22 protein-coding genes and 1 pseudogene are annotated in these 26,456 nt (G+C 74.0%); 4 read left to right on the forward strand and 19 right to left on the reverse strand.

Annotated features, from left to right (window positions below; all coding sequences use genetic code 11):
• Positions 1 to 84: 84 nt before the first annotated feature.
• From C0216_RS25260 to hrcA, 11 genes are all read right to left on the reverse strand, one after another.
• Positions 85 to 447 (reverse strand): MmcQ/YjbR family DNA-binding protein, encoded by a 363-nt coding sequence (locus C0216_RS25260; RefSeq protein WP_114057499.1) that lies wholly within the window; start codon positions 445 to 447, stop codon positions 85 to 87.
• Positions 444 to 1,748, reverse strand: coding sequence for a hemolysin family protein (locus tag C0216_RS25265; protein ID WP_114057500.1), 1,305 nt, complete (start codon positions 1,746 to 1,748; stop codon positions 444 to 446). Before C0216_RS25265 ends, C0216_RS25260 begins: the two co-directional genes overlap by 4 nt.
• Positions 1,745 to 2,242, reverse strand: a complete 498-nt coding sequence (gene ybeY, locus C0216_RS25270) for an rRNA maturation RNase YbeY (RefSeq protein ID WP_114057501.1) — start codon at positions 2,240 to 2,242, stop codon at positions 1,745 to 1,747. Before ybeY ends, C0216_RS25265 begins: the two co-directional genes overlap by 4 nt.
• 13 nt (positions 2,243 to 2,255) lie before the next feature.
• Positions 2,256 to 4,382, reverse strand: coding sequence for a PhoH family protein (locus C0216_RS25275; RefSeq protein ID WP_114057502.1), 2,127 nt, complete (start codon positions 4,380 to 4,382; stop codon positions 2,256 to 2,258).
• A 146-nt stretch (positions 4,383 to 4,528) separates the two neighbouring features.
• Positions 4,529 to 5,713, reverse strand: coding sequence for a carbohydrate kinase family protein (locus C0216_RS25280; RefSeq protein ID WP_428985456.1), 1,185 nt, complete (start codon positions 5,711 to 5,713; stop codon positions 4,529 to 4,531).
• A 187-nt stretch (positions 5,714 to 5,900) separates the two neighbouring features.
• Positions 5,901 to 6,812 (reverse strand): ribonuclease Z, encoded by a 912-nt coding sequence (locus tag C0216_RS25285; RefSeq protein ID WP_114057504.1) that lies wholly within the window; start codon positions 6,810 to 6,812, stop codon positions 5,901 to 5,903.
• A 3-nt stretch (positions 6,813 to 6,815) separates the two neighbouring features.
• Positions 6,816 to 7,175, reverse strand: a complete 360-nt coding sequence (locus C0216_RS25290) for a histidine triad nucleotide-binding protein (RefSeq protein WP_114058901.1) — start codon at positions 7,173 to 7,175, stop codon at positions 6,816 to 6,818.
• A 100-nt stretch (positions 7,176 to 7,275) separates the two neighbouring features.
• Positions 7,276 to 8,019, reverse strand: a complete 744-nt coding sequence (locus C0216_RS25295) for a 16S rRNA (uracil(1498)-N(3))-methyltransferase (RefSeq protein ID WP_114057505.1) — start codon at positions 8,017 to 8,019, stop codon at positions 7,276 to 7,278.
• A complete protein-coding gene (locus tag C0216_RS25300; protein WP_114057506.1) occupies positions 8,016 to 9,107 on the reverse strand; it encodes a nitronate monooxygenase in 1,092 nt (363 codons plus the stop codon). The genes C0216_RS25295 and C0216_RS25300 overlap by 4 nt, the downstream gene beginning before the upstream one ends.
• A gap of 156 nt (positions 9,108 to 9,263) precedes the next feature.
• Complete coding sequence (gene dnaJ, locus C0216_RS25305) at positions 9,264 to 10,400, reverse strand: molecular chaperone DnaJ (protein WP_114057507.1); 1,137 nt, start codon at positions 10,398 to 10,400, stop codon at positions 9,264 to 9,266.
• A complete protein-coding gene (gene hrcA / locus C0216_RS25310; RefSeq protein ID WP_114057508.1) occupies positions 10,401 to 11,417 on the reverse strand; it encodes a heat-inducible transcriptional repressor HrcA in 1,017 nt (338 codons plus the stop codon).
• A gap of 143 nt (positions 11,418 to 11,560) precedes the next feature.
• Between hrcA and C0216_RS25315 the strand changes: the two genes are divergently transcribed.
• Positions 11,561 to 12,286, forward strand: a complete 726-nt coding sequence (locus C0216_RS25315) for an MBL fold metallo-hydrolase (RefSeq protein WP_114057509.1) — start codon at positions 11,561 to 11,563, stop codon at positions 12,284 to 12,286.
• Positions 12,287 to 12,314: 28 nt separating this feature from the next.
• Positions 12,315 to 13,121, forward strand: coding sequence for a DUF3097 domain-containing protein (locus C0216_RS25320; protein WP_114057510.1), 807 nt, complete (start codon positions 12,315 to 12,317; stop codon positions 13,119 to 13,121).
• Positions 13,122 to 13,160: 39 nt separating this feature from the next.
• On the opposite strand, the gene hemW is transcribed toward C0216_RS25320, so the two are convergent.
• The 3 genes from hemW to lepA form a co-directional block, all read right to left on the reverse strand.
• Complete coding sequence (hemW, locus tag C0216_RS25325) at positions 13,161 to 14,393, reverse strand: radical SAM family heme chaperone HemW (RefSeq protein ID WP_114057511.1); 1,233 nt, start codon at positions 14,391 to 14,393, stop codon at positions 13,161 to 13,163.
• Between the two features lie 137 nt (positions 14,394 to 14,530).
• Positions 14,531 to 16,420, reverse strand: coding sequence for an AMP-dependent synthetase/ligase (locus C0216_RS25330; RefSeq protein ID WP_114057512.1), 1,890 nt, complete (start codon positions 16,418 to 16,420; stop codon positions 14,531 to 14,533).
• A gap of 228 nt (positions 16,421 to 16,648) precedes the next feature.
• Positions 16,649 to 18,514, reverse strand: a complete 1,866-nt coding sequence (gene lepA, locus C0216_RS25335; RefSeq protein ID WP_114057513.1) for a translation elongation factor 4 — start codon at positions 18,512 to 18,514, stop codon at positions 16,649 to 16,651.
• Between the two features lie 197 nt (positions 18,515 to 18,711).
• Between lepA and rpsT the strand changes: the two genes are divergently transcribed.
• The gene (gene rpsT / locus C0216_RS25340) at positions 18,712 to 18,978 is read left to right on the forward strand and encodes a 30S ribosomal protein S20 (RefSeq protein WP_114057514.1); all 267 of its coding nucleotides are present in this window, start codon (positions 18,712 to 18,714) and stop codon (positions 18,976 to 18,978) included.
• Positions 18,979 to 19,176: 198 nt separating this feature from the next.
• On the opposite strand, the gene holA is transcribed toward rpsT, so the two are convergent.
• Entirely contained in the window at positions 19,177 to 20,175 is a 999-nt protein-coding gene (gene holA / locus C0216_RS25345; protein ID WP_114057515.1) for a DNA polymerase III subunit delta, read from the reverse strand.
• A gap of 61 nt (positions 20,176 to 20,236) precedes the next feature.
• Between holA and C0216_RS25350 the strand changes: the two genes are divergently transcribed.
• Positions 20,237 to 20,479 carry a hypothetical protein gene (locus tag C0216_RS25350; protein WP_114057516.1) on the forward strand — a complete coding sequence of 81 codons (243 nt, stop codon included), beginning with the start codon at positions 20,237 to 20,239 and terminating at the stop codon, positions 20,477 to 20,479.
• A gap of 27 nt (positions 20,480 to 20,506) precedes the next feature.
• Here C0216_RS25350 and C0216_RS25355 read toward each other — a convergent pair whose 3' ends face one another.
• The 4 genes and pseudogenes from C0216_RS25355 to C0216_RS25370 form a co-directional block, all read right to left on the reverse strand.
• Positions 20,507 to 21,388 (reverse strand): YceI family protein, encoded by an 882-nt coding sequence (locus tag C0216_RS25355; protein WP_114057517.1) that lies wholly within the window; start codon positions 21,386 to 21,388, stop codon positions 20,507 to 20,509.
• Between the two features lie 133 nt (positions 21,389 to 21,521).
• Positions 21,522 to 23,945, reverse strand: a pseudogene (locus tag C0216_RS25360) (ComEC/Rec2 family competence protein); the annotation flags it as partial.
• Positions 23,942 to 24,658, reverse strand: a complete 717-nt coding sequence (locus C0216_RS34705; protein WP_342777137.1) for a ComEA family DNA-binding protein — start codon at positions 24,656 to 24,658, stop codon at positions 23,942 to 23,944. The pseudogene C0216_RS25360 and the gene C0216_RS34705, both read right to left, overlap by 4 nt.
• A 931-nt stretch (positions 24,659 to 25,589) precedes the next feature.
• Positions 25,590 to 26,435 (reverse strand): DegV family protein, encoded by an 846-nt coding sequence (locus C0216_RS25370; RefSeq protein ID WP_114057518.1) that lies wholly within the window; start codon positions 26,433 to 26,435, stop codon positions 25,590 to 25,592.
• Positions 26,436 to 26,456 lie beyond the last annotated feature (21 nt).

The raw sequence follows: 26,456 nt of genomic DNA on the forward strand, positions 1-26,456 counted from the left end.
GTGCCGCGAGGGGCGGAGGAGGGGCGTGACCTTCGTCCCACGGCCGGACCGGTCGGCCCTGGTCAGGGCCGGTTCAGGGCCGGTTCAGGGCCGGTCGAGCCGGAGCCGCTCCGCCCGCGGCAGGCCCGCGACCACCAGGTCGTAGCTGTCCTCGACGAGCTCGCGGACCAGCGCGTCCGGCACGGCACCGGGACCGCCCGCGGTGACCGTGTTCCAGTGCCGCTTGTTCATGTGCCACCCCGGGACGACGCCCTCGTGCGCGGCGCGCAGCCGCACCGCGTTCTCCGGCTCGCACTTCAGGTTCACCTTCAGCGGCTCGGCGTCGAGCGCCGACAGCGCGAACAGCTTGCCGTGCACCTTGAACACGGCGGTCTCGGGCCCGAAGGGGAACTCCTCGACCGCCGCGTTGAAGCCGAGGCAGAAGGCGCGCAGCTCCGCCGGCGTCACCCGGCCTCACCGTCCTCGTCCGCGGCGGGATCCACCGGCTCCACCAGCACCGTCACGATCTTGTTCCGGCGCCCGGCCGGTGCCTCCGCCGTCAGCCGCAGCGGCCGCCCGTCGGGCAGCTCGACCACCGCGGACGCGCCGGCGATCGGGACCCTGCCCAGCGCCTTCGCCAGGAGCCCGCCGACGGTCTCGACGTCCTCGTCGTCGAAGGCGTCGACCTTGAACAGCTCGCCGAGGTCGGTGATGTCCAGGCGCGCGGTGACCCGGTAGCGGTCCCCGCCCAGCTCCTCGACGGGCGGGAGCTCCCGGTCGTACTCGTCGGTGATCTCGCCGACGATCTCCTCCAGGATGTCCTCGATGGTGACGATGCCCGCCGTGCCGCCGTACTCGTCGATGACGACGGCGACGTGGTTGCGGACCTGCTGCATCTCGCGCAGCAGGTCGCCCGCGTTCTTCGTGTCCGGCACGAAGGCCGCCGGCCGCATCGCCGTCGAGACGAGGTCGCTCTCGGCGTCGCGGCTGATGTGCGTCCTGCGGACGAGGTCCTTCAGGTACACGATGCCGACGATGTCGTCCTCGTTCTCCCCGGTCACGGGGATGCGGGAGAAGCCCGAGCGCAGTGCGAGCGTCGTCGCCTGGCGGACGGTCTTGTAGCGCTCGATGCAGACCAGGTCGGTGCGCGGCACCATCACCTCGCGCACGAGCGTGTCGCCGAGCTCGAAGACCTGGTGCACCATGCGGCGCTCCTCGTCCTCGATGAGCGATTCCCGCTCCGCCAGGTCGACCATGGCCCGCAGTTCGGCCTCGGAGGCGAAGGGGCCCTTGCGGAAGCCCTTGCCCGGGGTGAGGGCGTTGCCGAGGAGGATCAGCAGCTGCGGGACAGGGCCCATGACGCGGGCCAGCGGGACGAGCACGTACGCGGCGGCCGTCGCGGTGCCCAGCGGGTGCTGGCGGCCGATGGTGCGCGGCGAGACGCCGACGGCGACGAACGACACGAGGACCATCACGCCGATCGCGACGAGCAGCGCCGTCCAGTTCTCGCCGAACTCGTCGAGGCAGACGTACGTGACGAGCACGCCCGCGGCCATCTCGCAGGTCACGCGCACCAGCAGCGCGACGTTCAGGTAGCGGGTCGTGTCGGCGGCGACCTGGACGAGCTTCTCGGAGCCGCGCCGGCCCTCCCGTACGGCCTGCTCGGCGCGGAAGGAGGAGACGCGGGCGAGCCCGGACTCGGCGCAGGCCGCGAACCAGGCGACCACGACGAGCAGGACCGCCCCGGTGATCAGCTGCGGTGCGGTCACGAGACGGTGGGGGCCGGGGACGGGCCGGTCAGGCCGCGCTCGGCGCGCCAGCCGTCCACGATCGCCGCCTGGAGGCCGAACATCTCGGCCTTCTCGTCGGGCTCCTCGTGGTCGTAGCCCAGCAGGTGCAGCACCCCGTGGACGGTCAGGAGCTGGAGCTCCTCGTCCATGGAGTGCTGCGTCGGGGCCTCCCGGCCCTGCTTCTCCGCCACCTCGGGGCAGAGCACGATGTCGCCGAGGAGGCCCTGCGGGGGCTCCTCGTCGTCCTTCGACGGCGGGCGCAGCTCGTCCATCGGGAAGGACATGACGTCGGTGGGTCCGGGCAGGTCCATCCACTGGATGTGGAGCTGCTCCATCGCGTCCTCGTCGACGACGATGACGGAGAGCTCGGACAGCGGGTGGATCCGCATCCGGGTGAGCGCGTAGCGGGCGATGTCGAGGATCGCCCGCTCGTCTACTTCGGTTCCGGACTCGTTGTTGACGTCGATCGACATGGTGCGCTGGGTTCTACTTCCGCTGGGTGCCGTTCCGGGCCGGCCGGGGTTCCCGGCCTGCCTGGCTGTCGTCGTACTTCTCGTACGCATCGACGATACGGCCGACCAGCTTGTGCCGGACCACATCCTCCGACGTGAGCTTCGAGAAGTGGATGTCGGGCACCCCGTCGAGGATCGCCTGGACCTGCCGGAGGCCGGACTTGGCGCCGCCCGGGAGGTCGACCTGGGTGACGTCGCCCGTGATGACGATCTTCGAGTCGAAGCCGAGCCGGGTCAGGAACATCTTCATCTGCTCCGGGCTCGTGTTCTGCGCCTCGTCGAGGACGACGAAGGCGTCGTTCAGCGTGTTGTGCGTCAGCAGGTAGTCCTGGGTGACATACAGGGAGTCCTCTGCGGCGACCTGAATGCAGACCGCCTCCTCACGGCCCGCGGGCTCGATGGAGTCGATGAAGCGCATCGGCCGCCCGCCGCCGCCGGCCGCACGGTACGCGTCCCGCTTGCGCACCAACCGGAAGGGTTCGATGCCCTCGGGGAGACGGATGTCGACGACGTGGGAGTCGTAGCGGTGTGCGGCCAGGGCGGTGCCCTGCTCACGCCCCGCCGCCGCACGGCGTCGGGTGTAGGCCACCCCTCCGAGGGACTGAACAAGGGCGATCACGTCGTCGCGCAGGACAATCGACGAGGTCGTGTACTGGATGCGGCAGGTCCGGTCCCGCTGGGTGACGGGGCCGCCATCGGAGTCGAGCAGGCCCTGCAGTACCGCGAGCCGCACTTCCGCCGTATTGAACAGGTAGTCGTCCGGGACGAACTTGGAACACGAGCGGCTGCCGAGCAGGTCCAGCTCACGCATGACCCGGGTCACCGGGTTCTCCAGGGTGACCACGTCCCCGGGCGACTTCACGCGGTTCAGGACGTAGTCCGGGCCGCACCGGTGGCGGACAACGACACCGGGAAGCGCGTCCTCCAGGGCTTCGGCGAGCTCCGCGTCGGCCGTGGAGAAGGACGGCGTGGTCGAGCCCGTAAGACACCCGTCCCCGAGCAGGAGACCCAGCGCGTAGGGGTCCATCGGGACCGCGCGCTCGGGGAACTCGACGGGAGCGGTGAGAAGCGGCAGCTCGTAGCGGCGGGCGTGCCCGGCACGGAGGCCGCCGATCATGTCCTTGGTCTCGAGGACCCGCCACGGCTTGCCGCGGCGCTTGTCCGAGGCGGTCCGAACCGTCCACAGGTGCTCGCCGCAGCAAAGGGTCCAGGAGCCGTCCTGGGCCGTGAGCCGGTAAATGTCCTTCTCGCCCTGCGGGTAGACGCCGAGGACCGGGGTCGGCTCCCCGTTCGATCCCACCACCAGGTCCCCCACCTGAAGGTCTCCGATGGGGCGCCAGCCGTCCGGCGTCAGGACCTTCGTGAACACAGGCTGTGCGCGGCCGCGCATGTACGCGAGCGGGGCGACCTCGATCGTGCCGTTGGCCATGAGCCGCGGGATCTTGTCGGGGTCGATCATGTCGTGCAGCGCGTCGTACAGCGGCCGCAGGTAGGGGTCGATCTTGTCGAAGAGGGTGCCGGGCAGGAAGCCGAGCCGCTCGCCCGCCTCGACGGCCGGGCGGGTCAGGATGATCCGGCTGACCTGCTTGGACTGCAGGGCCTGGACCGCCTTGGCCATGGCGAGGTAGGTCTTGCCGGTGCCCGCGGGGCCGATGCCGAAGACGATCGTGTGCTTGTCGATCGCGTCGACATACCGCTTCTGGTTGAGCGTCTTGGGGCGAATGGTGCGGCCGCGGTTGGAGAGGATGTTCTGGGTCAGCACCTCGGCGGGTGTCTCCTGCGGGCCGTCGCCGTTGTCGCTCGCCTTGAGCATGGCGATCGAGCGTTCCACTGCGTCCTCCGTCATCGGCTGCCCGGTGCGGAGCACGAGCATCATCTCGTCGAACAGGCGCTGGATCAGTGCGACTTCCGCCGCGTCCCCGACCGCGCTGACCTGGTTTCCCCGGACGTGGATGTCGGCCTTGGGGAAGGCCTTCTCGATCACGCGGAGCAGGGCGTCACCGGAGCCGAGCACGGCCACCATGGGATGGCTCGCCGGAACGGTGAAGTGGGCTCGCGCCTGACCCTGCGCCGGGGTGTGGGCTGTGGATGTCTGAGTCATGGGCCGGCACTGTGGCCTGCACATACCTCCCGCTGAGGGGTCGCGCCGGTCGACGACCTCCGGAGTACCAAGGGTACGTCGCCGGCCCGGCGGCTCCGAGGGGTTTTACCGGCCGCCCGTCCCGGCCGGGCGGCCGGTGTCCGCGCTCACGCGGAGTGGCGGAACCCGATCGTCGGGACGGCCCGGCGGCGCGGGGCGTGTGCGCAGGCGGGCGGGACCAGCTCGTCGAGGAAGGCGTACCGCTCCCGCAGCCCGTCCGGGGCGTCGTCCGCCCACCAGCGGGCCACCTCCGCCCAGCCGGGGGCCGAGAGGGAGCCGCCGAACTCGCGGACCGACAGGGCGGCCGTCAGGCCCGCGAAGGCCAGCCGGTCGGCCAGCGGCCAGCCGGCCAGCGAGCCGGTGACGAACCCGGCCACGTACACGTCGCCCGCGCCCGTCGGGTCGAGGGCGTCGACCGGGATCCCGGGCACCTCGGCCGTCTCCCCGGTGCCGGAGTCCACGGCGTACGAGCCCTCCGCGCCCAGGGTCACGACCGCGACCGGGACGCGCTCGGCCAGCGCCCGGGCCGCCTCCCGCGGACAGTCCGTACGCGTGTACCGCATGGCCTCGCCCGCGTTCGGCAGGAACGCCTCGCAGTGCTCCAGGTCGGTCAGCTCGGCGAGGTCCCACCGGCCGGTGGTGTCCCAGCCGACGTCCGCGAAGACGCGCGCCCCGCGGCGGGCGGCCTCCCCGATCCAGCCGTCCTCGCGGCCGGGGGCGAGCGAGGCCACGGCGGCCCGGGTGCGGGGCGGGCACTGCGGGAAGACGGCGCCTCCCGGGCCGGCCGCGCCCTCGCGGCCGAAGCCGGGGGGCGCCTCGTGGCCGTGCGAGACCATCGTCCGCTCGCCCTCGTACGCCATGGAGACCGTGACGGGGCTGTGCCAGCCGGGGACGGTCCGGGACATGGACAGGTCGATGCCCTCGCCCTGCTCCAGCGCGTCCCAGCAGTACTCGCCGTAGTGGTCGTCGCCGAAGGCGGCGGCGAGCGAGGTCCGCAGGCCGAGCCGGGCCAGGGCGGTGGCCATGTTGGCGACGCCGCCGGGGCTGGAGCCCATGCCGCGCGCCCAGGACTCGGTGCCGCGCACGGGGGCCGAGTCGAGGCCGGTGAAGATGATGTCGAGGAAGACCGTGCCGGTCAGGAAGACGTCGCACCCCGGCTCTCCGGGGTCGCGCACCGGACCGAGGGGGTCCACTGCTGCGCTGCGGCTGACGCGGCTGTCCCGGTTGACCACGGTGTTCTCCCCGATCGGCTCGAAGGGTCGTTTCTGCAGAGCCTCGCGCAGCGAACGCACCGAACGCAGTGGAAAGGCGACTGCCCTGCCCGTCCCGGCGGGACGGAAACCCAGTGTGGCGCACATCACTACCGCGGGACTCTTCCGCGGCTCGTGATCCCCTCGTGCGGGGGCCCGGCGGGGCCCCGGGCGGCGGGGGGCGGCGGGAGGGCCGGGCACCCGGCCCGCCGCCCCCGCCGCCTGCGGGTCAGGGGTCGGCCCGCTTGGGGACGGGGATCCGCGCGAGGTCCGCCGCGATGGTCAGCTCCCCCTCGAAACCGGCCGCGCGCGCCTGGCGCTCGAACTCGCCGGGGTCGTTGTAGCGCTGCGAGAAGTGCGTCAGCACCAGGTGCCGCACGCCGGCGCCGCGGGCGATGCGGGCCGCCTGGCCCGCGGTCAGGTGCCCGTGGTCGGCGGCCAGGCGCTCGTCCGCGTCGAGGAAGGTCGACTCGATGACCAGCAGGTCGCAGCCCTCGGCGAGCTCCTCGGCGCCGGAGCACAGCCGGGTGTCCATGACGAACGCGAACCGCTGGCCGGGCCGCGGCACGCTGACGTCGTCGAGGGTGACCGCGCCCAGCCGGCCCTCGCGCTGGATGCGGCCCACGTCGGGCCCCTTGACGCCGTGCCGTGCGAGCAGCCCGGGGACCATGCGCCGCCCGTCGGGCTCGGTGATCCGGTAGCCGAAGGACTCCACCGGGTGGGACAGCCTTCGTGCCTCCAGGAGGTACGGCGGACCCTCGGCGAGCACGCCGTCGCCGGAGACCGGCTGCTCGCGGAGCCTGACGGTCTCCCGGTAGGCGGTCGCGTACCGCAGCCGGTCGAAGAACACCTGCCCGGAGGCCGGGTAGTGCGCGGTGACGGGGTGCGGGACCTGGTCGAGGTTGATGCGCTGGACGACGCCGGCGAGGCCGAGGCTGTGGTCGCCGTGGAAGTGCGTGATGCAGATCCGGTTGATGTCGTGTGCGGCCACCCCGGCGCGCAGCATCTGGCGCTGGGTGCCCTCGCCGGGGTCGAAGAGGATGCCCTCGCCGTCCCAGCGCAGGAGGTAGCCGTTGTGGTTGCGGTGGCGGGTGGGCACCTGGCTGGCGGTGCCCAGCACCACGAATTCGCGCAGGGACACGGACTACCCCGGCGGCCACTGGAGGCCGCGCCCGCCGAGGACGTGCGCGTGGGTGTGGAAGACGGTCTGGCCCGCCCCGGTACCGGTGTTGAAGACGATCCGGTAGCCGTGGTCGTCGACCTTCTCCTGGGCGGCGATCTCGCCGGCCTCGCGGAGCACGTCGGCGGCGAGGTCGGGCGCGCCCGCGGCGAGGGAGGCCGCGTCCGGGTAGTGCGCCTTGGGGATGACCAGGACGTGGGTCGGGGCCTGGGGGTTGATGTCCCGGAACGCGACGGTCGTCTCGGTCTCGCGGACCACGGTCGCCGGGACGGTTCCCGCGACGATCTTGCAGAACAGGCAGTCCGCCTGCGGTTCCCCTGCCATGGCTTCGCCTTCCGTGACGGTGGCGCGGGCGCTGCCGCCCGCACGGGTGTTGATCAGTCCGGGCATCGTATCCGGCGGCCCGCCTCCGCCCGCCGGCATTTCAGGACCAGCGGCCGGTCCGCGCCAGCAGCACCGCGGCGGCGGCGGTGCCCGCTGTGGAGGTGCGCAGCACCGAGCGGCCCAGCCGGCAGGTGCGGGCGCCGGCCGCCGCGAAGGCGGCGAGCTCCTCCGGCGAGACGCCGCCCTCGGGGCCCACGACCAGGACGACGGACCCGGACTCCGGCAGGTCGGTCCCGGCCAGCGCCTCGGAGGGGGCGTCGCGGTCCTCGTGCAGGACCACGGCCAGGTCGGCGCCGGCCAGCAGCGCCGCGACCTGCTTGGTGGACATCGCCTCGGCCACCTCGGGGAAGCGGACGCGCCGCGACTGCTTGCCGGCCTCACGGGCGGTGCTGCGCCACTTGGCGAGGGACTTGGCGCCTCGGTCGCCGCGCCACTGGGTGATGCAGCGGGACGCCTGCCAGGGCACGATCGCGTCGACGCCGGTCTCCGTCATCGTCTCGACGGCGACCTCGCCGCGGTCGCCCTTGGGCAGTGCCTGGACGACGGTGATCGTCACCTCGGGCTCGGGCTCCTCGCCCGTCGCGGACACCGCGACGACGAGCCGGTCCCTGCCCTCGGCCGCCTCGACGACGGCCTCGGCCCAGGCTCCGCGGCCGTCGGTGAGGACCACCTCCTCGCCCGGGTTCAGCCGCTTCACGGACACCGCGTGCCGGCCTTCAGCGCCGTCCAGGACGAACCGCGGCCCCGCGGGGACCTCCTCCACCACGAACACGGGGGCGGTCATGACGTACTCCTCTTCTGCATGTCGTTCAGTGCGCTCTGCGCCTCGGCGATCTCGGCGGCCAGCACCTCCACCAGCTGCCCCGCGGGCAGCGCCCGCGCCAGCCGGTGCCCCTGGCCCGCCCACAGGGCCATGCCCTGCGGGTCCCCGGCCGCGGCGGCCGCCTTGCGCAGCCCGGCGGTGATGTGGTGGACCTGCGGGTACGCGGCCGGGGCGTACGGCCCGTGCTCGCGCATGAACCGGTTGACCAGGCCGCGGGCGGGACGCCCCGAGAACGCCCTGGTCAGCTCGGTGTGCGGGAACAGCGGGTCGGTGAGCGCCTTCTTGTGCAGCGGGTGCGCCCCGGACTCGGGGCAGGGCAGGAAGGCGGTGCCGAGCTGCGCCGCCTCGGCCCCGGCGGCCAGCAGCGCCGCGATCTGCGAGCCGCGCATCAGCCCGCCCGCGGCGATGATCGGCAGCCCGACGGCCTCCCGGATCTGGGCGACGAGGGCGAGCAGCCCGACTCCGGCGGTGGCGTCGGCCTGCGGGTCGTCGCGGTGGGTGCCCTGGTGGCCTCCCGCCTCGACGCCCTGGACGCAGACGGCGTCGGCCCCGGCGGCCTCGGCGGCGCGGGCCTCGTCGACCGAGGTGGCGGTGACGATGCTGTACGTGCCGGCCCTGCGCAGGGCGGCGAGGGCCTGCGGGGCGGGGCAGCCGAAGGTGAACGACACGGCGGGGACGGGGTCGTCCAGCAGGATCGCGAGCTTGGCGTCGTAGCCGTCGTCGCTGGTGCCGGCGGTGTCCTCCTCGGCGAGGGAGACGTCGTACCAGCTGCCCTCGCCGGCGAGCTGCCCCCGGTACGTCTCGATCGCGGCCGGGTCGGCGTGGCCGGTCTGCGGCATGAAGAGGTTGACGCCGAACGGGCGCCGGGTGAGCGCGCGCAGCCGTTTGACCTCCTGGTACATCCCGTCGGCGGTCTTGTAGCCGCCGGCGAGGAAGCCCAGGGCGCCCGCCTCGCACACCGCGGCGGCGAGCGGCGGGCAGGAGGCGCCGCCCGCCATGGGAGCCTGCACGATCGGGTACCGGGCGAGACCGTTCAGTGGCGAGGACATGCACCGCATCGTGCCATGTCCCGCTCACAGGGCCGAATCACCGCATTCGCCTGGCATAGTCCGCCGCTCCGGGCTGCCGCGGCGGCCCCCGGAAGGCGCCGAGCCCGGCCCGGGGATGTCCCCGGGCCGGGCTCGGCGGTGGTGCGCTCCGGCCGGTCAGCGGCCGTTGAAGGCGTCCTTCAGGCGGCTGAAGAGGCCCTGCTGGCCGGGGGCGAACTGGCCCATGGGGCGCTCCTCGCCGCGCAGCTTGGCCAGCTGCCGCAGCAGCTCCTCCTGCTGGGCGTCCAGCTTGGCGGGGGTCTGGACCTCGACGTGCACGATGAGGTCGCCGCGCCCGCCGCCGCGCAGGTGCGTCACGCCGCGGCCGTGCAGCGGGATCGACTGGCCGGACTGGGTGCCGGGCCGGATGTCGACCTCCTCCATGCCGTCCAGCGTCTCCAGCGGGCACTTGGTGCCGAGCGCCGCCGCGGTCATCGGGATGGTGACCGTGCAGTGCAGGTCGTCGCCGCGCCGCTGGAACACCGGGTGGTTCAGCTCGTGGATCTCCACGTACAGGTCGCCGGCGGGGCCGCCGCCGGGGCCGACCTCGCCCTCGCCCGCGAGCTGGATCCGGGTGCCGTTCTCGACGCCGGCGGGGATCTTCACCGTGAGGCTGCGGCGGGAGCGGACCCGGCCGTCGCCCGCGCACTCGGGGCACGGGGTGGGCACGACCGTGCCGAAGCCCTGGCACTGCGGGCACGGGCGCGAGGTCATGACCTGGCCCAGGAAGGACCGGGTGACCTGCGAGACCTCACCGCGGCCGCGGCACATGTCGCACGTCTGCGCCGAGGTGCCGGGAGCGGCGCCCTCACCGGAGCAGGTGGTGCAGACGACGGCCGTGTCGACCTGGATCTCCTTGGTCGTGCCGAAGGCGGCCTCGTCCAGCTCCAGGTCCAGGCGGATCATGGCGTCCTGGCCGCGGCGGGTGCGCGAGCGCGGGCCGCGCTGCGCCGCCTGGCCGAAGAAGGCGTCCATGATGTCGGAGAAGTTGCCGAAGCCGCCCGCACCGAAGCCTCCGGCGCCGGCGCCGCCCGAGGAGGACAGCGGGTCGCCGCCGAGGTCGTAGACCTGCTTCTTCTGCGGGTCCGAGAGCACCTCGTACGCGGCGTTGATCTCCTTGAAGCGCTCCTGCGTCTTCGGGTCCGGGTTGACGTCCGGGTGGAGTTCGCGCGCCAGGCGGCGGAAGGCCTTCTTGATCTCGTCCTGCGATGCGTCGCGGCGCACGCCGAGTACGGCGTAGTAGTCCGTGGCCACTTACGACTCCGCCAGGATCTGTCCGACGTAACGTGCCACTGCGCGTACCGCTCCCATCGTTCCGGGGTAGTCCATGCGGGTCGGTCCGACCACGCCGAGTTTGGCGACTGTTTCGCCGCCCGAACCGTAGCCGACCGAGACGACGGACGTGGAGTTCAGTCCCTCGTAGGCATTCTCATGCCCGATTCGTACAGCCATGCCCGATTCGTTGGCCTCGCCGAGCAGCTTGAGGAGCACGACCTGCTCCTCCAGAGCCTCCAGCACCGGCCTGATCGTCAGGGGGAAATCGTGTCCGGAGCGCGTCAGATTGGCGGTGCCGCCGATCATCAGGCGCTCCTCGGCCTCCTCGGCCAGGGTCTCCAGCAGCGTCGACAGCACGGTCGACACCGTGCCCCGGTCCTCCGGCTCGAACGCCTCGGGCAGGTCCTGCACCAGCGTCGGGACGTCCGTGAACCGGCGGCCGACGACCCGGCTGTTGAGCCGCGCCCGCAGGTCGGCCAGGGAGGTTTCGCCGAAGGGCGCCGGGCAGTCGACGAGCCGCTGCTCGACCCGCCCGGTGTCGGTGATCAGCACGAGCATCAGGCGCGCGGGAGCCAGCGAGAGCAGCTCCACGTGCCGGACGGTCGAGCGGGTCAGCGAGGGGTACTGGACGATCGCGACCTGCCGGGTCAGCTGCGCGAGCAGCCGCACGGTGCGGCCGACGACGTCGTCGAGGTCGACGGCCCCGTCGAGGAAGTTCTGGATGGCCCGGCGCTCGGGCGTCGACAGCGGCTTGACCCCTGCCAGCCGGTCCACGAACAGCCGGTATCCCTTGTCCGTGGGGATGCGGCCCGCGCTGGTGTGGGGCTGGGCGATGTAGCCCTCCTCCTCCAGCACGGCCATGTCGTTGCGCACGGTGGCGGGCGAGACGCCGAGCCTGTGCCGCTCCGTGAGCGCCTTGGAGCCGACCGGCTCCTCCGTCCCGACGTAGTCCTGGACGATGGCGCGCAGCACCTCGAGTCTGCGTTCGCTGAGCATCGCGCGCACCTCCAGCTGTGATGCGGGTCGTGGTGGTCGTTCGTTTTGGCACTCGGGTCGTACGAGTGCCAGAGATCCCCCGGTCAGTGTACGGCCGGGGGGTACGCGGCTAGCAAGGGCGGCCCGCCAGGTAGCGTCGCGGTATGGACGTGGCTTGGGAAGAGGCGGGCTGGGAGAGACTGACCCGGCGGACCGGCCGGAAGCGCCTCCCGGTGTGGGACTGCACGGTGGGACTGGTGGTGGGAGACGATTCCGTACTGATCGTCGACCCCGGTTCGAGCCTCCGGGAGGGGGCCCTGCTGCGGGCCGAGGCGGAGCGCCTGACAGGCCGGCACGTGACCCATATCGCATTCACGCACGGCCATTTCGATCACGTCCTGGGCGGTGCGGCCTTCGCCGGCGCCGAAGTGTACGGCGCCGTCGGCCTCGACACCGAGCTCTCCGCGGGCCGCGAGGAGCTCCGCGGCGACGCCGTGCGGCACGGCCTGGACCCGGCGGACGCCGCCGAGGCGGCCGACCTGCTGGTGGTCCCGCGCCACCTGGTGTCGGGCGAGTGGACGCTGGACCTGGGCGGCGTGCAGGCGCTGCTCGCGAACGTCTCCCCCGGGCACACCCGCCACGACCTGGCGGTGCTCGTGCCCGGCGAGCGGGAGACGGTCTTCTGCGGCGACCTGGTGGAGGAGTCCGGGGAGCCGCAGGCCGGCCCCGACGCGGTGCCGGGCCGGTGGCCCGCGGCCCTGGACCGGCTGCTCGCGCTGGGCGGCGGGGACGCCCTGTACGTGCCGGGGCACGGGGCTGTGGTCGACGCGGCGTTCGTCCGTGCGCAACGCGCCACACTGGCGGCGCGCTTCGGCGTGTCGGGCGCCTGAGCGCGCCCGCTCTCCTAGTGTCGGCCGGATGCGCGAGTACTCCCCCGACCTGACCCCGCAGTGGAAGCGCCACAGGCCCGCCCCGGAGGTGCCGGCCGAGCCCGGCACCGTGGTGGAGGAGGCGGGCACCGGCTTCTGCGGGGCCGTCGTCGCCTGCGAGGCGGGCACGGTGACCCTGGAGGACCGCTTCGGCAAGCGGCGGGCGTTCCCGCTGGAGCCGCGGGGGTTCCTGCTGGAGGGCGCCCCCGTCACCCTCGTACGGCCCTCCCGGGCCCCGGCCGGCCCGCGGCGCACCGCGTCGGGCTCGCTCGCCGTCCCCGGCGCCAGGGCGCGGGTGGCACGGGCGGGCCGCATCTACGTGGAGGGCCGGCACGACGCCGAGCTCGTCGAGCGGGTCTGGGGCGACGACCTGCGGATCGAGGGCGTCGTCGTGGAGTACCTGGAGGGCGTCGACGACCTGCCGGCCGTGGTCGCCGGGTTCGCGCCCGGCCCGGACGCGCGCCTGGGCGTGCTGGTGGACCACCTCGTCCCAGGGTCGAAGGAGTCCCGCATCGCCGCGCAGGTGTCCGGCGAGCACGTCCTGGTCGCAGGTCACCCGTACGTGGACGTCTGGCAGGCGGTGAAGCCGTCCTCCCTGGGCATCGCGGCCTGGCCGGCGGTCCCGCCCGGCCAGGACTGGAAGACGGGCGTCTGCCGCGCCCTGGGCTGGCCGGAGAACACCGGCGCGGCCTGGCAGCACATCCTGTCCCGCGTGGGGTCCTACCGCGACCTGGAGCCGTCCCTGCTGGGCCGCGTCGAGGAACTGATCGACTTCGTCACGGCCCCCGCCGCCTGACGGTGCGCCGCGGCCCCGGGGCCTCGCGGGGCCGCCCGCTCAGTCCACCAGGTCCCGGACCACGGCGTCGGCGAGCAGCCGCCCCCGCAGCGTGAGCACGGCCCGCCCGCCGCGGTACGGCCCGGCCTCCAGCAGCCCGTCGGCGAGCGCCCGGCGCGAGGCCGCGAGCCCCTGCTCGGCGAGCAGTTCCAGCGGCGCGCCCTCCGCCAGCCGCAGCTCCAGCAGGATCCGCTCCACGCGGCGGTCCTCCGCGGACAGCAGCTCCCGGCCCGCCCCGGGCGAGCGCCCGGCGGCGAGCGCGGCGGCGTACGCGCCGGGGTGCTTCACGTTCCACCAGCGCACCCCGCCGACGTGGCTGTGCGCCCCGGGGCCGGCGCCCCACCAGTCGGCGCCGCGCCAGTACAGCTCGTTGTGGAGGCAGCGCCCGGCCTCGGAGGCCGCCCAGTTCGACACCTCGTACCAGTGGAAGCCGGCGCCGGCGAGGACCTCGTCGGCGATCAGGTACCGGTCGGCGTGGACGTCGTCGTCGGTCATGGGGACCTCGCCGCGCCGGATCCGGCGGGCGAGCTGGGTGCCCTCCTCGACGATCAGCGCATACGCGGAGACGTGGTCGGGGCCGGCGCCGAGCGCGGCGTCGAGGGAGGCCCTCCAGTCGTCGTCGCTCTCGCCGGGGGTGCCGTAGATCAGGTCGAGGTTGACGTGCTCGAAGCCGGCCCGGCGGGCCTCGGCGACGCAGGCCTCGGGGCGTCCGGGGGTGTGGGTGCGGTCCAGCACCTGCAGGACGTGCCGCCTGGCGCTCTGCATGCCGAAGGAGATCCGGTTGAAGCCGCCCTCGCGCAGCTCGGCCAGGTAGGCGGCGTCGACGGACTCGGGGTTGGCCTCGGTGGTGACCTCGGCGTCGGGCGCGAGGCCGAACTCGTCCCGGACGGCGGCCAGCATGCGGACGAGGTGCTCGGCCGGCAGCAGGGTCGGGGTGCCGCCGCCGACGAAGACCGTGCGGACCGGCCGGGGGTCGTCGCCGAGGACCTTGCGGGCGAGGCGGACCTCGTCGGCGAGGGTGTCGGCGTAGTTCTCCCGGGAGGCGAGCACGCCTCCGCTGCCGCGCAGCTCGGTCGCGGTGTACGTGTTGAAGTCGCAGTACCCGCAGCGCGTGGCGCAGTACGGGACGTGCAGGTAGAACCCGAGCGGACGGTCCCCGGCGCCCGCCAGGGCGTGCGGCGGCAGCGCGCCGTCTTCGGGCATGGGTTCACCGTCGGGCAGTGCGGAAGGCATGGGCCCATTGTCCCGCACGTCCGCCCGGGCCGGTCCGTGCGCGCGGCGGGCCGGGGGCGGGCGGGGGCGGTCCGGCGGCGGGCCCGGCCCCCTCCGGCGGGGCCGGGGGCCGGGCGGTGCGGGGGCCGCGCGGGTTCTCAGGCCTCGCGGGTGCCCTCGTACATCTCGTCGATCAGGTGCTTGAACTCACGCTCGACGACGGGCCGCTTCAGCTTGAGGCTGGGCGTGAGGTCGCCGTGCTCGACGTCGAGGTCGCGCGGCAGGATCCGGAACTTCTTCACCGTCTGCCAGCGCTGGAGGCCCTCGTTGAGGGTCTGGACGTACGTCTCGAGCAGGCGGTTCGTCTCGGGGGCGGCGAGCACCTCGGAGTACGTCTTGCCGTCCAGGCCGTTCTCGGCGGCCCAGCCGAGGATGGCGGCCTCGTCGAGGGCGATCAGGGCGGTGCAGAAGTTCCGGTCGGCGCCGTGGACGACGATGGACGACACGTACGGGCAGATCGCCTTGAACTGGCCCTCGATCTCGGCCGGGGCGACGTACTTGCCGCCCGACGTCTTGATCAGGTCCTTCTTGCGGTCGGTGATGCGCAGGTAGCCGTCGGGCGAGAGCTCGCCGATGTCGCCCGTGTGCAGCCAGCCGTCCTCTTCGAGCACCTCGGCGGTCTTCTCGGGCTGGCCGTGGTAGCCCTGCATGATTCCGGGGCCGCGGAGCAGGACCTCGCCGTCGTCCGCGATGCGGACCTCGGTGCCGGGGAGCGGCTTGCCGACGGTGCCGGTGCGGTAGGCCTCGCCGGGGTTGACGAAGGAGGCAGCGCTGGACTCGGTGAGGCCGTAGCCCTCCAGGATGTGGATGCCGGCGCCGGAGAAGAAGTAGCCGATCTCGGGGGCGAGGGCGGAGGCGCCGGAGACGGCGGCGCGCAGCCGGCCGCCGAAGGCCTCGCGGAGCTTGGAGTAGACGAGCGCGTCGGCGATGCGGTGCTTGGCGGTGAGGCCGAGGGGGGCCGTGGCCCGGCCGGTGCGCCGGTAGTTGTCCTGGGTGACCTTGGCGTACTCGCGGGCGACGCCGACCGACCACTGGAAGATCTTGTACTTGGCGCCGCCGCCGGCGCGGGCCTTGGCCGCGACGCCGTTGTAGACCTTCTCGAAGATGCGCGGGACCGCCGCCATGTAGGTCGGCTGGACGACGGGCAGGTTTTCGATGATCTTGTCGATGCGGCCGTCGACGGCGGTGACGTGCCCCACCTCGATCTGGCCGGAGGTGAGGACCTTGCCGAAGACGTGGGCGAGCGGCAGCCACAGGTACTGGACGTCGCCGCCGGTGATCAGGCCGGTGGCGACGGTGGCCTTGGCCATGTACGACCAGTTGTCGTGCGGGAGGCGGACGCCCTTGGGGCGGCCGGTGGTGCCCGAGGTGTAGATCAGCGTGGCGAGCTGGTCGGCCGTGATGGCGCCGATCCGCTCCCGCACCGCGTCGGGGTGCTTGGCGAGGTACTCGCGGCCGCGGTCCTCCAGGTCGGCGAGGGAGAGTACCCAGCCCTCGGGGTCGTCCTCCGCGGCGACGGCGTCGGCGGCCTCCAGGACGACGACGTGGCCCAGCTCCGGCAGCTCGGCACGGCGCTCGCGGGCCTTGGCGAGCTGGGCGGCGTCCTCGGCGATCAGCACGCGGCTGGCGGAGTCGGCCAGGATGAACGCCGACTCGTCGGCGTTGGTGCTGGGGTAGACCGTGGTGACGGCGCCGCCGGCGCACATCACGCCGAGGTCGCTGAGGATCCACTCGACGCGGGTGTTGGAGGCGAGCGCGACGCGCTCCTCGGGCTGCAGGCCCAGGTCGATCAGGCCGGCGGCGATCGCGAAGACCCGGTCGGCGGCCTGGCCCCAGCTCAGCGACCTCCAGTCGTCGGGGCCGCTGCCGGATGCCGGGGGCACCGGGTACCGGTAGGCCTCGGCGTCCGGCGTGGCGGCGACACGCTCAAGGAAGAGGGCCGCCACGGTGGGCGGGCGGTTCTCGATCTGGGTCAGTGTGTCGCTCACGGACGTCCTCCGGACCACGCGGCAGGGCTGCCGTCCGAGGGGGTGGGACGGCGGCTTCCAACAGGGTTTGAGACCAGGGTCTGCAACTGGCGAGTAACCAACGGGGCAGTGATCAGACTAGGGGCCCTCCGGCTGGCGCGTAAGAGCCCTTGAGCCGCCGATTCATAACGAAACAGGCCCCCGCCGGTGCGTGCGGGGGCCTGTTCCGGCTGTCCGTGCGGCCGGCTGCTACTTCTTCTTGGCGCCGGACTCGTCGCTGGAGAGGACGGCGATGAAGGCCTCCTGCGGGACCTCCACGGAGCCGACCATCTTCATCCGCTTCTTGCCTTCCTTCTGCTTCTCCAGCAGCTTCCGCTTACGGGAGATGTCACCGCCGTAGCACTTGGCGAGGACGTCCTTGCGGATGGCGCGGATGGTCTCGCGGGCGATGACCCGGGAGCCGATGGCGGCCTGCACCGGCACCTCGAACGCCTGCCGCGGGATCAGCTCGCGCAGCTTGGCGACCAGGCGCACGCCGTACGCGTAGGCGGCGTCCTTGTGGGTGATGGCGGAGAAGGCGTCGACCTTGTCGCCGTGCAGCAGGATGTCGACCTTGACGAGGCTGGAGGCCTGCTCGCCGGTGGGCTCGTAGTCGAGGGAGGCGTAGCCGCGGGTCTTGGACTTCAGCTGGTCGAAGAAGTCGAAGACGATCTCCGCGAGCGGCAGGGTGTAGCGGATCTCGACGCGGTCCTCGGAGAGGTAGTCCATGCCGAGGAGGGTGCCGCGGCGGTTCTGGCACAGCTCCATGATCGAGCCGATGAACTCGGTGGGCGCGAGGATGGTGGCGCGCACGACCGGCTCGTACACCTCCGAGATCTTCCCCTCGGGGAACTCGCTCGGATTGGTGACCGTGATCTCGCTCTTGTCCTCCATGACCACGCGGTAGACCACGTTGGGCGCGGTGGCGATCAGGTCGAGGCCGAACTCGCGCTCCAGCCGCTCGCGGATCACGTCGAGGTGGAGCAGGCCGAGGAAGCCGACGCGGAAGCCGAAGCCGAGCGCAGCGGAGGTCTCCGGCTCGTACACCAGGGCGGCGTCGTTGAGCTGGAGCTTGTCCAGGGCGTCGCGCAGCTCCGGGTAGTCCGAGCCGTCGAGCGGGTACAGGCCCGAGAAGACCATCGGCTTCGGGTCCTTGTAGCCGCCGAGGGCCTCGGTGGCGCCGCCGCTCTGCTGGGTGATGGTGTCGCCGACCTTGGACTGCCGGACGTCCTTCACACCGGTGATCAGGTAGCCGACCTCGCCGACGGAGAGGCCGTCGGCCGGGAGCATCTCGGGCGAGTTGGTGCCGATCTCCAGCAGCTCGTGGGTGGCGCCGGTGGACATCATCCGGATGCGCTCGCGCTTGCTGAGCGTGCCGTCGACGACGCGGACGTAGGTGACGACGCCGCGGTACGAGTCGTAGACGGAGTCGAAGATCATCGCGCGGGCGGGGGCGTCCTTGACGCCGACCGGAGCCGGGACGTTCTGCACGACGCGGTCGAGGAGCGCCTCGACGCCGACACCGGTCTTGGCGGACACCCGCAGCACGTCGTCGGGCTCGCAGCCGACGAGGTTCGCCAGCTCCTCGGCGAACTTCTCCGGCTGGGCGGCCGGCAGGTCGATCTTGTTGAGGACCGGGACGATCGTCAGGTCGTTCTCCATCGCCAGGTACAGGTTTGCGAGGGTCTGGGCCTCGATGCCCTGGGCGGCGTCGACCAGCAGGATCGTGCCCTCGCACGCGGCGAGGGAGCGCGACACCTCGTACGTGAAGTCGACGTGCCCGGGGGTGTCGATCATGTTGAGGATGTGCGTCCTGCCGACGCCGTCGCCCGCGGTCGGCGCCCAGGGGAGACGGACGGCCTGGGACTTGATCGTGATGCCGCGCTCGCGCTCGATGTCCATGCGGTCGAGGTACTGGGCGCGCATCTGCCGCTGGTCGACGACACCGGTGAGCTGGAGCATCCGGTCGGCGAGCGTCGACTTGCCGTGGTCGATGTGCGCGATGATGCAGAAGTTGCGGATCAGCGCCGGGTCGGTACGGCTCGGCTCGGGCACGTGGCTGGGGATGGCGGGCACGCAGTGTCCTGATTCTCGGGTCGCAGTCGGAAGCCTGGCTGGGTGTCGGTCCGTTCCATGGTCCCATGGACGGGGCAGTGCGCTCGGTTTGGGCCACCTGTGGGCGCCCTGGTAGCCTGGGCAGCTGTGTCTTCCACGCCCTCTCAGCTGGGGGACACATCCGGAAGATCAAACTCTGAACCTGAAAAGGCTCTTTCGTGGCGAACATCAAGTCCCAGATCAAGCGGAACAAGACGAACGAGAAGGCGCGCCTGCGCAACAAGTCCGTCAAGTCCGAGCTCCGCACCTTCATCCGCAAGGCCAACGAGGCTGTCGCCGCCGGCGACGTCGAGAAGGCCACCGCGGCGGCGCGCGTCGCCTCCCGCAAGCTGGACAAGGCTGCTTCGAAGGGTGTCATCCACAAGAACTCGGCCGCCAACAAGAAGTCGGCGCTGGCTTCCAAGGTTGCCTCCCTCCAGGGCTGAGCACTGATGTGATCGCCGGAACGGACCCAGCGGGCCCTCTCTTCCGCTCCTGACCGGCACCTCCCCCGCCCCGGCGGGGAGACCAGCGCCGCACGCGGCCTGCGTTCGCCACGCGGGTGCGGCGCACCAGAGCAGAAACCGAAGGCCCCGGCCGTCGCCCTTCCCCAGGGCGCCGGCCGGGGCCTTCGGCGTGCCGGATCAGTGGGCGGGGCGGCGGGGGCGGGCCGCGCGGGCCACGGCCACCACCGCCTTCTCCAGGGCGTACTCCGGGTCGTCGCCGCCGCCCTTGACGCCGGCGTCGGCCTCGGCGACGGCGCGCAGCGCGTCGGCGACGCCGTCCGCGGACCAGCCGCGCATCTGCTGGCGGACCCGGTCGATCTTCCACGGCGGCATGCCGAGGTCACGCGCCAGGTCGGCGGGGCGGGCCCCGCGCGGGGCGGACGCCAGCTTGCCGATTGCCCGGACGGCCTGGGCCAGCGCGCTGGTGATCAGCACGGGGGCGACGCCCGTCGCGAGGGACCAGCGCAGGGCTTCGAGGGCCTCCGCGGCCCGGCCCTCCACTGCCCGGTCGGCGACGGTGAAGCTGGAGGCCTCCGCCCGCCCCGTGTAGTACCGGCCGACGACGGCCTCGTCGATGGTGCCCTCGACGTCCGCGCACAGCTGAGCGACGGCGCTCGCCAGCTCCCGCAGGTCGCTACCGATCGCGTCGACCAGCGTCTGGCAGGCCTCCGGCGTCGCCGACCGGCCCAGAGTGCGGAACTCGCCCCGCACGAAAGCCAGCCGGTCCGCCGCCTTGGCCATCTTCGGGCAGGCGACCTCGCGGGCGCCCGCCTTGCGGGCCGCGTCCAGCAGGCCCTTGCCCTTCACGCCGCCCGCGTGGAGGAGTACGAGCGCGATGTCCTCGATGGGCGCCCCGACGTACGCCTTGACCTCCTTGACCGTGTCCGCGGACAGGTCCTGGGCGTTGCGCACGACCAGCACCTTCCGCTCGGAGAACAGGGAGGGGCTGGTCAGCTCGGCGAGGGTGCCGGGCTGGAGCTGGTCGGGCGTCAGGTCCCGCACGTCCGTGTCCGGGTCGGCGGCGCGGGCGGCCGCCACCACCTCCCGTACGGCGCGGTCGAGCAGCAGGTCCTCCTGCCCCACCGCGAGGGTGAGCGGGGCGAGCGGATCGTCGGTGGTGTTCTTCCTGGTGGCCATCGCCTCCAGGATCCCATGCCGCACCGACAGGCCCCCTCGCCCCGTGCCCGACAATGGTCGCGTGAACGTGCGACATGTACTGGTGCTGCCGGACCGCGACGCCGCCGAGGAGGTGGCCGAGGAGGTCGTCGAGCGGTTCGGGCCGGGCGAGGAGCCGCAGTTGGTCCGGGACGCCCTGGCCGGGGAGGACGACGCCGAGGACGCCCAGTGGCTCGTGGTCGTCGAGGACCCGGAGAGCCGGCTCGACGCCTCCGCGCTGGACGGCCTCGCCGCCGCGTACGAAGGGTGGCTGGAGGCCCCGTAGGACCGGGGGCCGGGCCGGCGGCCCGGGTCAGGCCTTGCGGACGACCTGCACGTCGAGGCTGACGTCGACGGCGGAGCCGATGGCGGCGATGCCGCCCGCCAGCACCGACTGCCAGTCGAGGGCGAAGTCCTCGCGGTGGAGCCCGGCCGTCGCCCGGCAGGCGGCCCTCGGCTCGCCCTCCATCCCCGTCCCCAGCCCCAGGTACTCGGTGTCCAGGGTCACCGAGCGGCTCGTGCCGCGCAGGGTGAGGGCTCCCGCGACAGCCCACCGGCTGCCGCTGCGGTGGATGAACCGCTCGCTGTAGAACTCCACCGTCGGGTGGCGGGCGGCGTCCAGGAAGTCCGCGGAGCGCAGGTGCTCGTCCCGCATCCGCAGACCGGTGTCGATGCTCGCCGTGTCGATGATCACGTGCATGGAGGAGTCCTCCATGCGGTCGGCGATCCGGACCGCGCCGGCGAAGGTGGTGAACCGGCCCCGGATCCTTGCGAAGCCGATGTGCCGGGCCGTGAACGCGATCGAGGAGTGCCCCGGGTCGATCTCCCAGTGCCCGGGCGCGGGCAGCAGCGGCGGCTCCACCGCGTCGAGGATGATCTCCGCGGTGCCGGCCGGCGCGGCGTCCCCGAGCAGCGTCGCCCCGTGGAACGGCGCGTAGCCCTCCGCCGTGACCGTGAGCCGGTACTCGCCCTCCGGGACCGCCGCCGTGAACCCCCCGTACGGGTCGGTCTCCCCGCTGACGACGGGGCGGCCGATCGGATCGGTCACCTCGAACGCGGCCCGCCGGACCGGCTGGTGCACGGTGTCGAGGACCCGGCAGCTGAGCAGGCGCGCCGTGTGAGGCAGCGTCAGGGTCGCGGATGTGTGCGAGCCGGCGCTCCCGGCCGTCTCGGACCCCCGTCTGCGACCGAACATGGTTGATGCACCCCCGTGCTGTGTGGACTTGTTCCGCTGTGGCGAAAACGCATTCGATCATGCGGTCGGGTTGCGGGCAAACAGAGCGGGCACGCCCGGTATGGGCGTGTCGCCGCGTTCGTCGCGCTGGGAATGCGCGCAGTCGCGGACCGCTTCCGGCCACGGCCACCGATCCGTCGGTGTCGGTCCGCAGAACGGTCGCGCCGAGAGCCCTCAGACGGGCGAGCGTGCCCGGCGCGGGATGCCCGTAGCGGTTCCCCGCACCCACCGGGACGACCGCCAGGCGGGGCCTGACCCGGGCGTGCAGCTCCGCGTCCTGGCGGGCGGATCCGTGGTGCGCGACCTTCAGGACGTCGACCGGCCCGAGGTCCGGCCGGCTGCCCAACAGGGCCTGCTGTGCGGGCGGTTCGAGGTCCCCGAGCAGCAGCAGGGTCAGCCCGCCGGTGCGGGCCAGCAGGGCGACGCTCGCGTCGTTGGCGCCGTCGGGCGCAGGCCCGCCAGGCGGCGGCCACAGCACCTGCCATTCGAGCGGCCCGGCCCGGCGCCGCTCCCCCGCCCAGGCGGGCACGACCGGGACGCCGGCCGCCGCGGCGGCCCTCCGGACGAACGCGGCCTGCCCGGCGGGCTCTTCCAGCGCAGTGGTCTGGATCACGCCGACCGACCGGCCGTCCAACACCCCGCGGAGGCCTCCGACGTGGTCGGCGTGGAAGTGCGTCAGGAGCAGCAGCGGCACCCGCCGCACCCCGAGGGCACGCAGGCAGGAGTCCACCGGCCCCGGTTCGGGCCCCGCGTCCACGACGACGGCCGTGCCGGGGCCCGCGGCCAGGACGGCGGCGTCGCCCTGCCCAACGGCGCACTGCACGTAGCTCCAGTCGGGCGGCGGCCAGCCCGTGAGCGTACGGGTGAGCTGCGGCGGCCGCAGCAGCGCGGCGAGCAGCAGCACCGCAAGCCCGGCGCACGCCCACGGCCGGCGGACCAGCCGAGGCCCGAGCAGTACGGCGGCCCCCGCGGCCGCTGCCAGCAGCAGCCCTCCGCCGAGCCCACCGGGCCATGCGAGCTCCGCACCGGGCAGCCGGGCGCCCGCCCGCGCCACCGCGGCGATCCACCCGGCCGGCCAGGCCGCGCACCAGGCGAGCACCTGCGCGGCGGGCGGGTACAGCGGGGCGGCCGCCAGCGCGGCGAAGCCGAGCACGGTCGCCGGAGCGGCCGCGAACTCCGCGAGCAGGTTGCACGGCACCCCGACGAGGCTGACCCGGGCGGAGAGCACCGCGACCACCGGCGCGCACACCGCCTGCGCGGCGGCCGCGGCCGCGAGCGCCTCCGCGGGGCGGGCCGGCATCCCGCGCCGCCGCAGGGTCCGGCTCCACCGCGGGGCGAGGGTCAGCAGGGCGCCGGTGGCGAGGACGGAGAGCAGGAATCCGGGGCTGCGGGCCAGCCACGGATCGTGGAGGAGGAGCAGCAGCGCGGCCGCGGCCAGTGCCGGCAGCAGCGACCGCCGCCGGCCGGTGGCGACGGCCAGCAGGCCGATCGCCCCGCAGGCCGCGGCCCGCAGCACGCTGGGGTCGGGCCGGCAGACGGCGATGAACGCCAGTACCAGCGCCGCCCCGGCGAGGGCGGTCGCCCGCAGGGAGAGCCCCAGGCGGGGCGCGAGTCCGCGCCGTTCGGCCAGCTGGGCCCGCGCAGGCGGCCCGATGAGCAGGAACAGCACCACGGTCAGGTTGGACCCGGACACGGCCAGCAGGTGCAGCAGGTCGGTGGCCCGGAACGCCTCGTGCAGGTCGGGCGGGACCCTGGAGGTGTCCCCGACGACAAGCGCCGGCAGCAGGGCCCTCGGGTCGGCGGCGAGCCCCTCGGTGGCGGTGCGCAGCCCCTGCCGGAGCCGCCCGGCCGCCTGCTGGACGGCCGTGGGCGGGCCGGTCACCGCGGGGCCGGTGCCGGTCTGCGGCCGCAGCACGGCGACCGCCCGCTCGCCGGCCCTGCCGGGCCCCAGCCGGCCTTCCACGGCGACCCGGGTGGACGGCAGCAGCCGCACCCATCCCGGGCCGGAGGCGAGGACGCGCACCGGTGTGGCCACCCGGACATGGCCCCGGCCGGGCGCCGCCACCCGGGTCAGCAGCGCGTCCACCACGACCAGCGGCGGGCCGCTGCCCCCTCGGACGGTCCGCGGGTCGGCGGTGACGGCCACCTCGGCGACCACCCGGGCATGCTGCCGGGCCAGGTCGGGGACGGGCCCGGCCCGCTCCTCGGCCCGGGTCAGCCCCGCCGCGGCGGCGCCGGCCGCGGCGCACAGCAGCGCGAGGGCGGCGGCCGTCCCGGCCCGCCACAGGCGCTCCGGGCGCCGGCACCCGGCGCACAGCAGCAGCCCGGCCCCCGCGAGGGCGCAGACGGCCCCGGCGGCGGTCCACACGCCGGGCGCGCCGAGCGCGGCCGCGGCCGCCGCCCAGGCCGCCAGTGCGGGCCCCACCAGCCGCAGGTCCGCCGGCCCCCGCTCGGGGTCGGTGCCCTGGCCGGGCGTGAGGCTGCCGGACGCCCTCCGGACAGCAGTCCCGCGGTTCACGGCCGCACCAGCTTCCGGAGGTCGGCGAAGCGCCGCTCGCCGATGCCGTTGACCTGCCGGAGCTCCTCCACCGAGCGGAAGCCGCCGCGGGCGGTGCGGAAGTCGACGATGTGCCGGGCCAGCACCGGCCCCACCCCGGGCAGGGCGTCCAACTGCTCGACGGTGGCCGTCCCGAGGCTGAGCGGCCCGGCGGCAGGCCCGCCGGGGGCCGCTTGGCCGGGCGGTGCGGCCGGTGCGGGCACCCCGACCAGCACCTGCTCACCGTCAACGAGGACGCGGGCCCGGTTGAGCCCGGTGGTGTCCGCACCGGGCAGCACTCCCCCGGCTGCGGCGAGCGCATCCTCCACGCGGGAGCCGGTGGGCAGCCGCCGAAGCCCCGGATCGCGAACCTTGCCGCCGACGTCCACCACGACACGGGAGGCCGGCCCGGCAGCGGCGGCGGGCGCGGCCGGGGCGACGCCCGGCGACGGGGAAGGCGCCAGGGCCGGGGCGACCACCGCGGGCGGCGTCACCGGCCGCGGCCGCGCCGACCAGAACTGCTGCGCCCCGAACGCCACTGCGGCCGCCAGGACCACCGCGACGGCGGCCACCGCCCGGGGCCGCACCTCCAGCCGCGCCTGGACCCACAGCGGCAGCCGCTCCCGCACCCCGAGCCACCACATGCCCCGGGCCCCGCCGGCCTCCCCGGCCACCGGCGGCTCCGCGGTCCGCACGGACTGTGCAACCCCGACCGCCTCCCAGGGCCGCCCCGATACCGCAGCCCCGCCGGTCTCCGCCCGCCCGACCCCCTCCGCAGCCCCGGACCGGCCCGGCACCGCAGCACCGCCGGGTTGCGCACCTCTGACCGCGCTCCCGGACCGGCCCGGACCTCCCTGCCAGACCGGCACCGCGGCAGCGCCGGGCTCCGCACCCCTGACCGCGCCCCCGGACCCGGACCCGGCGTGATCGGCCGGGAGGCCGGGCCCTGCGGCGCCGCTGGTCTCCACACGACCGGCCACACCCGCAGGCCGCACCGCATCCCATGGCCGGCCCGGGACCCCGGCACGTCCGGGTGCCGCACGCCCGACCGCATCCGCAGGCCAGGCCGGGTCCGCCGGCGGGCCCGCAACCGCACGCAGGGCAGCGCCCGCAGCAGCGCCGGACTCCGACGCACTGGGCGGCCGGGGCGGGCCGGCCGACCAGGCTCGATGGGTCAACCCGGCGGGCTCTGCCGGTCGAGGGGGGTCTGCCGGCCGAGGCGGTGCTACAGGCCGAGGCGGATCCAGCCCGGCAGCGTCGGACGGCGGGGAGTCGCGCGGCGGGGAGTCGGGCGGCGGGACAGGGGTCGGCGGAGACGGCGGCGGTAGGGCTGGACGTGGGGTGACTCCGCCGAGGAGGGCTTCGGCGCGCCGGCGGAGGGCGGCCGGATCGGGCTGCCCGGCGTCACGTCGGCGGGGCCGCCCGCGGCGGTGTCGCAGCGGGTGGTCGGAGTGCGGTGGCCGGCCCGGGCCCGAGGCGGCTCCGGGGCGGCGCGTACGGCGTGTGTGAAGAGTCATGCCACGACGGTAGGGACATCTCCCCGACCCCGTTCGGAACCTTCAATTCCGGTGGACGGCGCCGCCGTTGTGGACAACCGGGCCACCCGTTCCGGTGCACGCCGCCGGGTCAGCGCGGGGAGACCACCGCCGCCAGCAGCCCCGGCCCCGTGTGGGCGCCGATGACCGCGCCGACCTCACTGACGTGCAGTTCCACCAGCCCGGGGATGCGTTCCCGCAGCCGCTGCGCCAGCTTCTCCGCCCGCTCGGGAGCAGCCAGGTGGTGCACGGCCACGTCGACGCTCGCCGCGCCCGCCTGCTCGACCGCCAACTCCTCCAGCCGCGCGATGGCCTTGGAGGCTGTGCGCACCTTCTCCAGCATCTGGATCCGGCCGCCGTCCAGGGTGAGCAGCGGCTTGACGGCCAGGGCCGAGCCGAGGAGGGCCTGTGCGGCGCCGATGCGGCCGCCGCGGCGGAGGTAGTCGAGGGTGTCCACGTAGAAGTACGCGGCCATGTCCGCGGCCCGCTTCTCCGCGGCGGCCACCGCCTCGTCGAGGGAGCCGCCCGCCTCGGCGGTCTCGGCCGCCGCCAGGGCGCAGAAGCCGAGGGCCATGGCGACCATGCCGGTGTCGACGACGCGCACCGGCACCGGAGCCGTCTTCGCAGCCAGCACGGCGGCGTCGTAGGTGCCGGAGAACTCCGCGGACAGGTGCAGGCTCACGATGGCCTCTGCGCCGCTCTCCGCGACCGCCCGGTAGGCCCGGACGAACTCTTCGGGGCTCGGCCGGGACGTGGTGACGGACCGGCGCTTCTGCAGCGCGAGGGCCAGGCTGCGCGCCGAGATCTCGGTCCCCTCTTCGAGGGCCTCGTCGCCGAGGACCACGGTCAGCGGGACGGAGGTGATTCCGTGCCGCGCCATTGCCGGTGGGGGCAGGTAGGCCGTGGAATCGGTGACGATCGCGACATGGCGGGACATGAGGCGGAGGTTACCGCCAGA

The organism is Streptomyces globosus, from assembly GCF_003325375.1.
Lineage (GTDB): Bacteria > Actinomycetota > Actinomycetes > Streptomycetales > Streptomycetaceae > Streptomyces > Streptomyces globosus_A.

Bases quoted from the DNA above. Each gene is read 5' to 3' on its own strand.
- C0216_RS25300 (WP_114057506.1), bottom strand. From the start codon at position 9,107: ATGTCCTCGCCACTGAACGGTCTCGCCCGGTACCCGATCGTGCAGGCT.
- C0216_RS25370 (WP_114057518.1), bottom strand. From the start codon at position 26,435: ATGTCCCGCCATGTCGCGATCGTCACCGATTCCACGGCCTACCTGCCC.
- C0216_RS25355 (WP_114057517.1), bottom strand. From the start codon at position 21,388: ATGTTCGGTCGCAGACGGGGGTCCGAGACGGCCGGGAGCGCCGGCTCG.
- C0216_RS25295 (WP_114057505.1), bottom strand. From the start codon at position 8,019: ATGACCGCCCCCGTGTTCGTGGTGGAGGAGGTCCCCGCGGGGCCGCGG.
- C0216_RS25290 (WP_114058901.1), bottom strand. From the start codon at position 7,175: ATGGCAGGGGAACCGCAGGCGGACTGCCTGTTCTGCAAGATCGTCGCG.
- C0216_RS25275 (WP_114057502.1), bottom strand. From the start codon at position 4,382: ATGACTCAGACATCCACAGCCCACACCCCGGCGCAGGGTCAGGCGCGA.
- hrcA (WP_114057508.1), bottom strand. From the start codon at position 11,417: ATGCTCAGCGAACGCAGACTCGAGGTGCTGCGCGCCATCGTCCAGGAC.
- holA (WP_114057515.1), bottom strand. From the start codon at position 20,175: ATGGCCACCAGGAAGAACACCACCGACGATCCGCTCGCCCCGCTCACC.
- C0216_RS25315 (WP_114057509.1), top strand. From the start codon at position 11,561: ATGGACGTGGCTTGGGAAGAGGCGGGCTGGGAGAGACTGACCCGGCGG.
- hemW (WP_114057511.1), bottom strand. From the start codon at position 14,393: ATGCCTTCCGCACTGCCCGACGGTGAACCCATGCCCGAAGACGGCGCG.
- ybeY (WP_114057501.1), bottom strand. From the start codon at position 2,242: ATGTCGATCGACGTCAACAACGAGTCCGGAACCGAAGTAGACGAGCGG.
- C0216_RS25320 (WP_114057510.1), top strand. From the start codon at position 12,315: ATGCGCGAGTACTCCCCCGACCTGACCCCGCAGTGGAAGCGCCACAGG.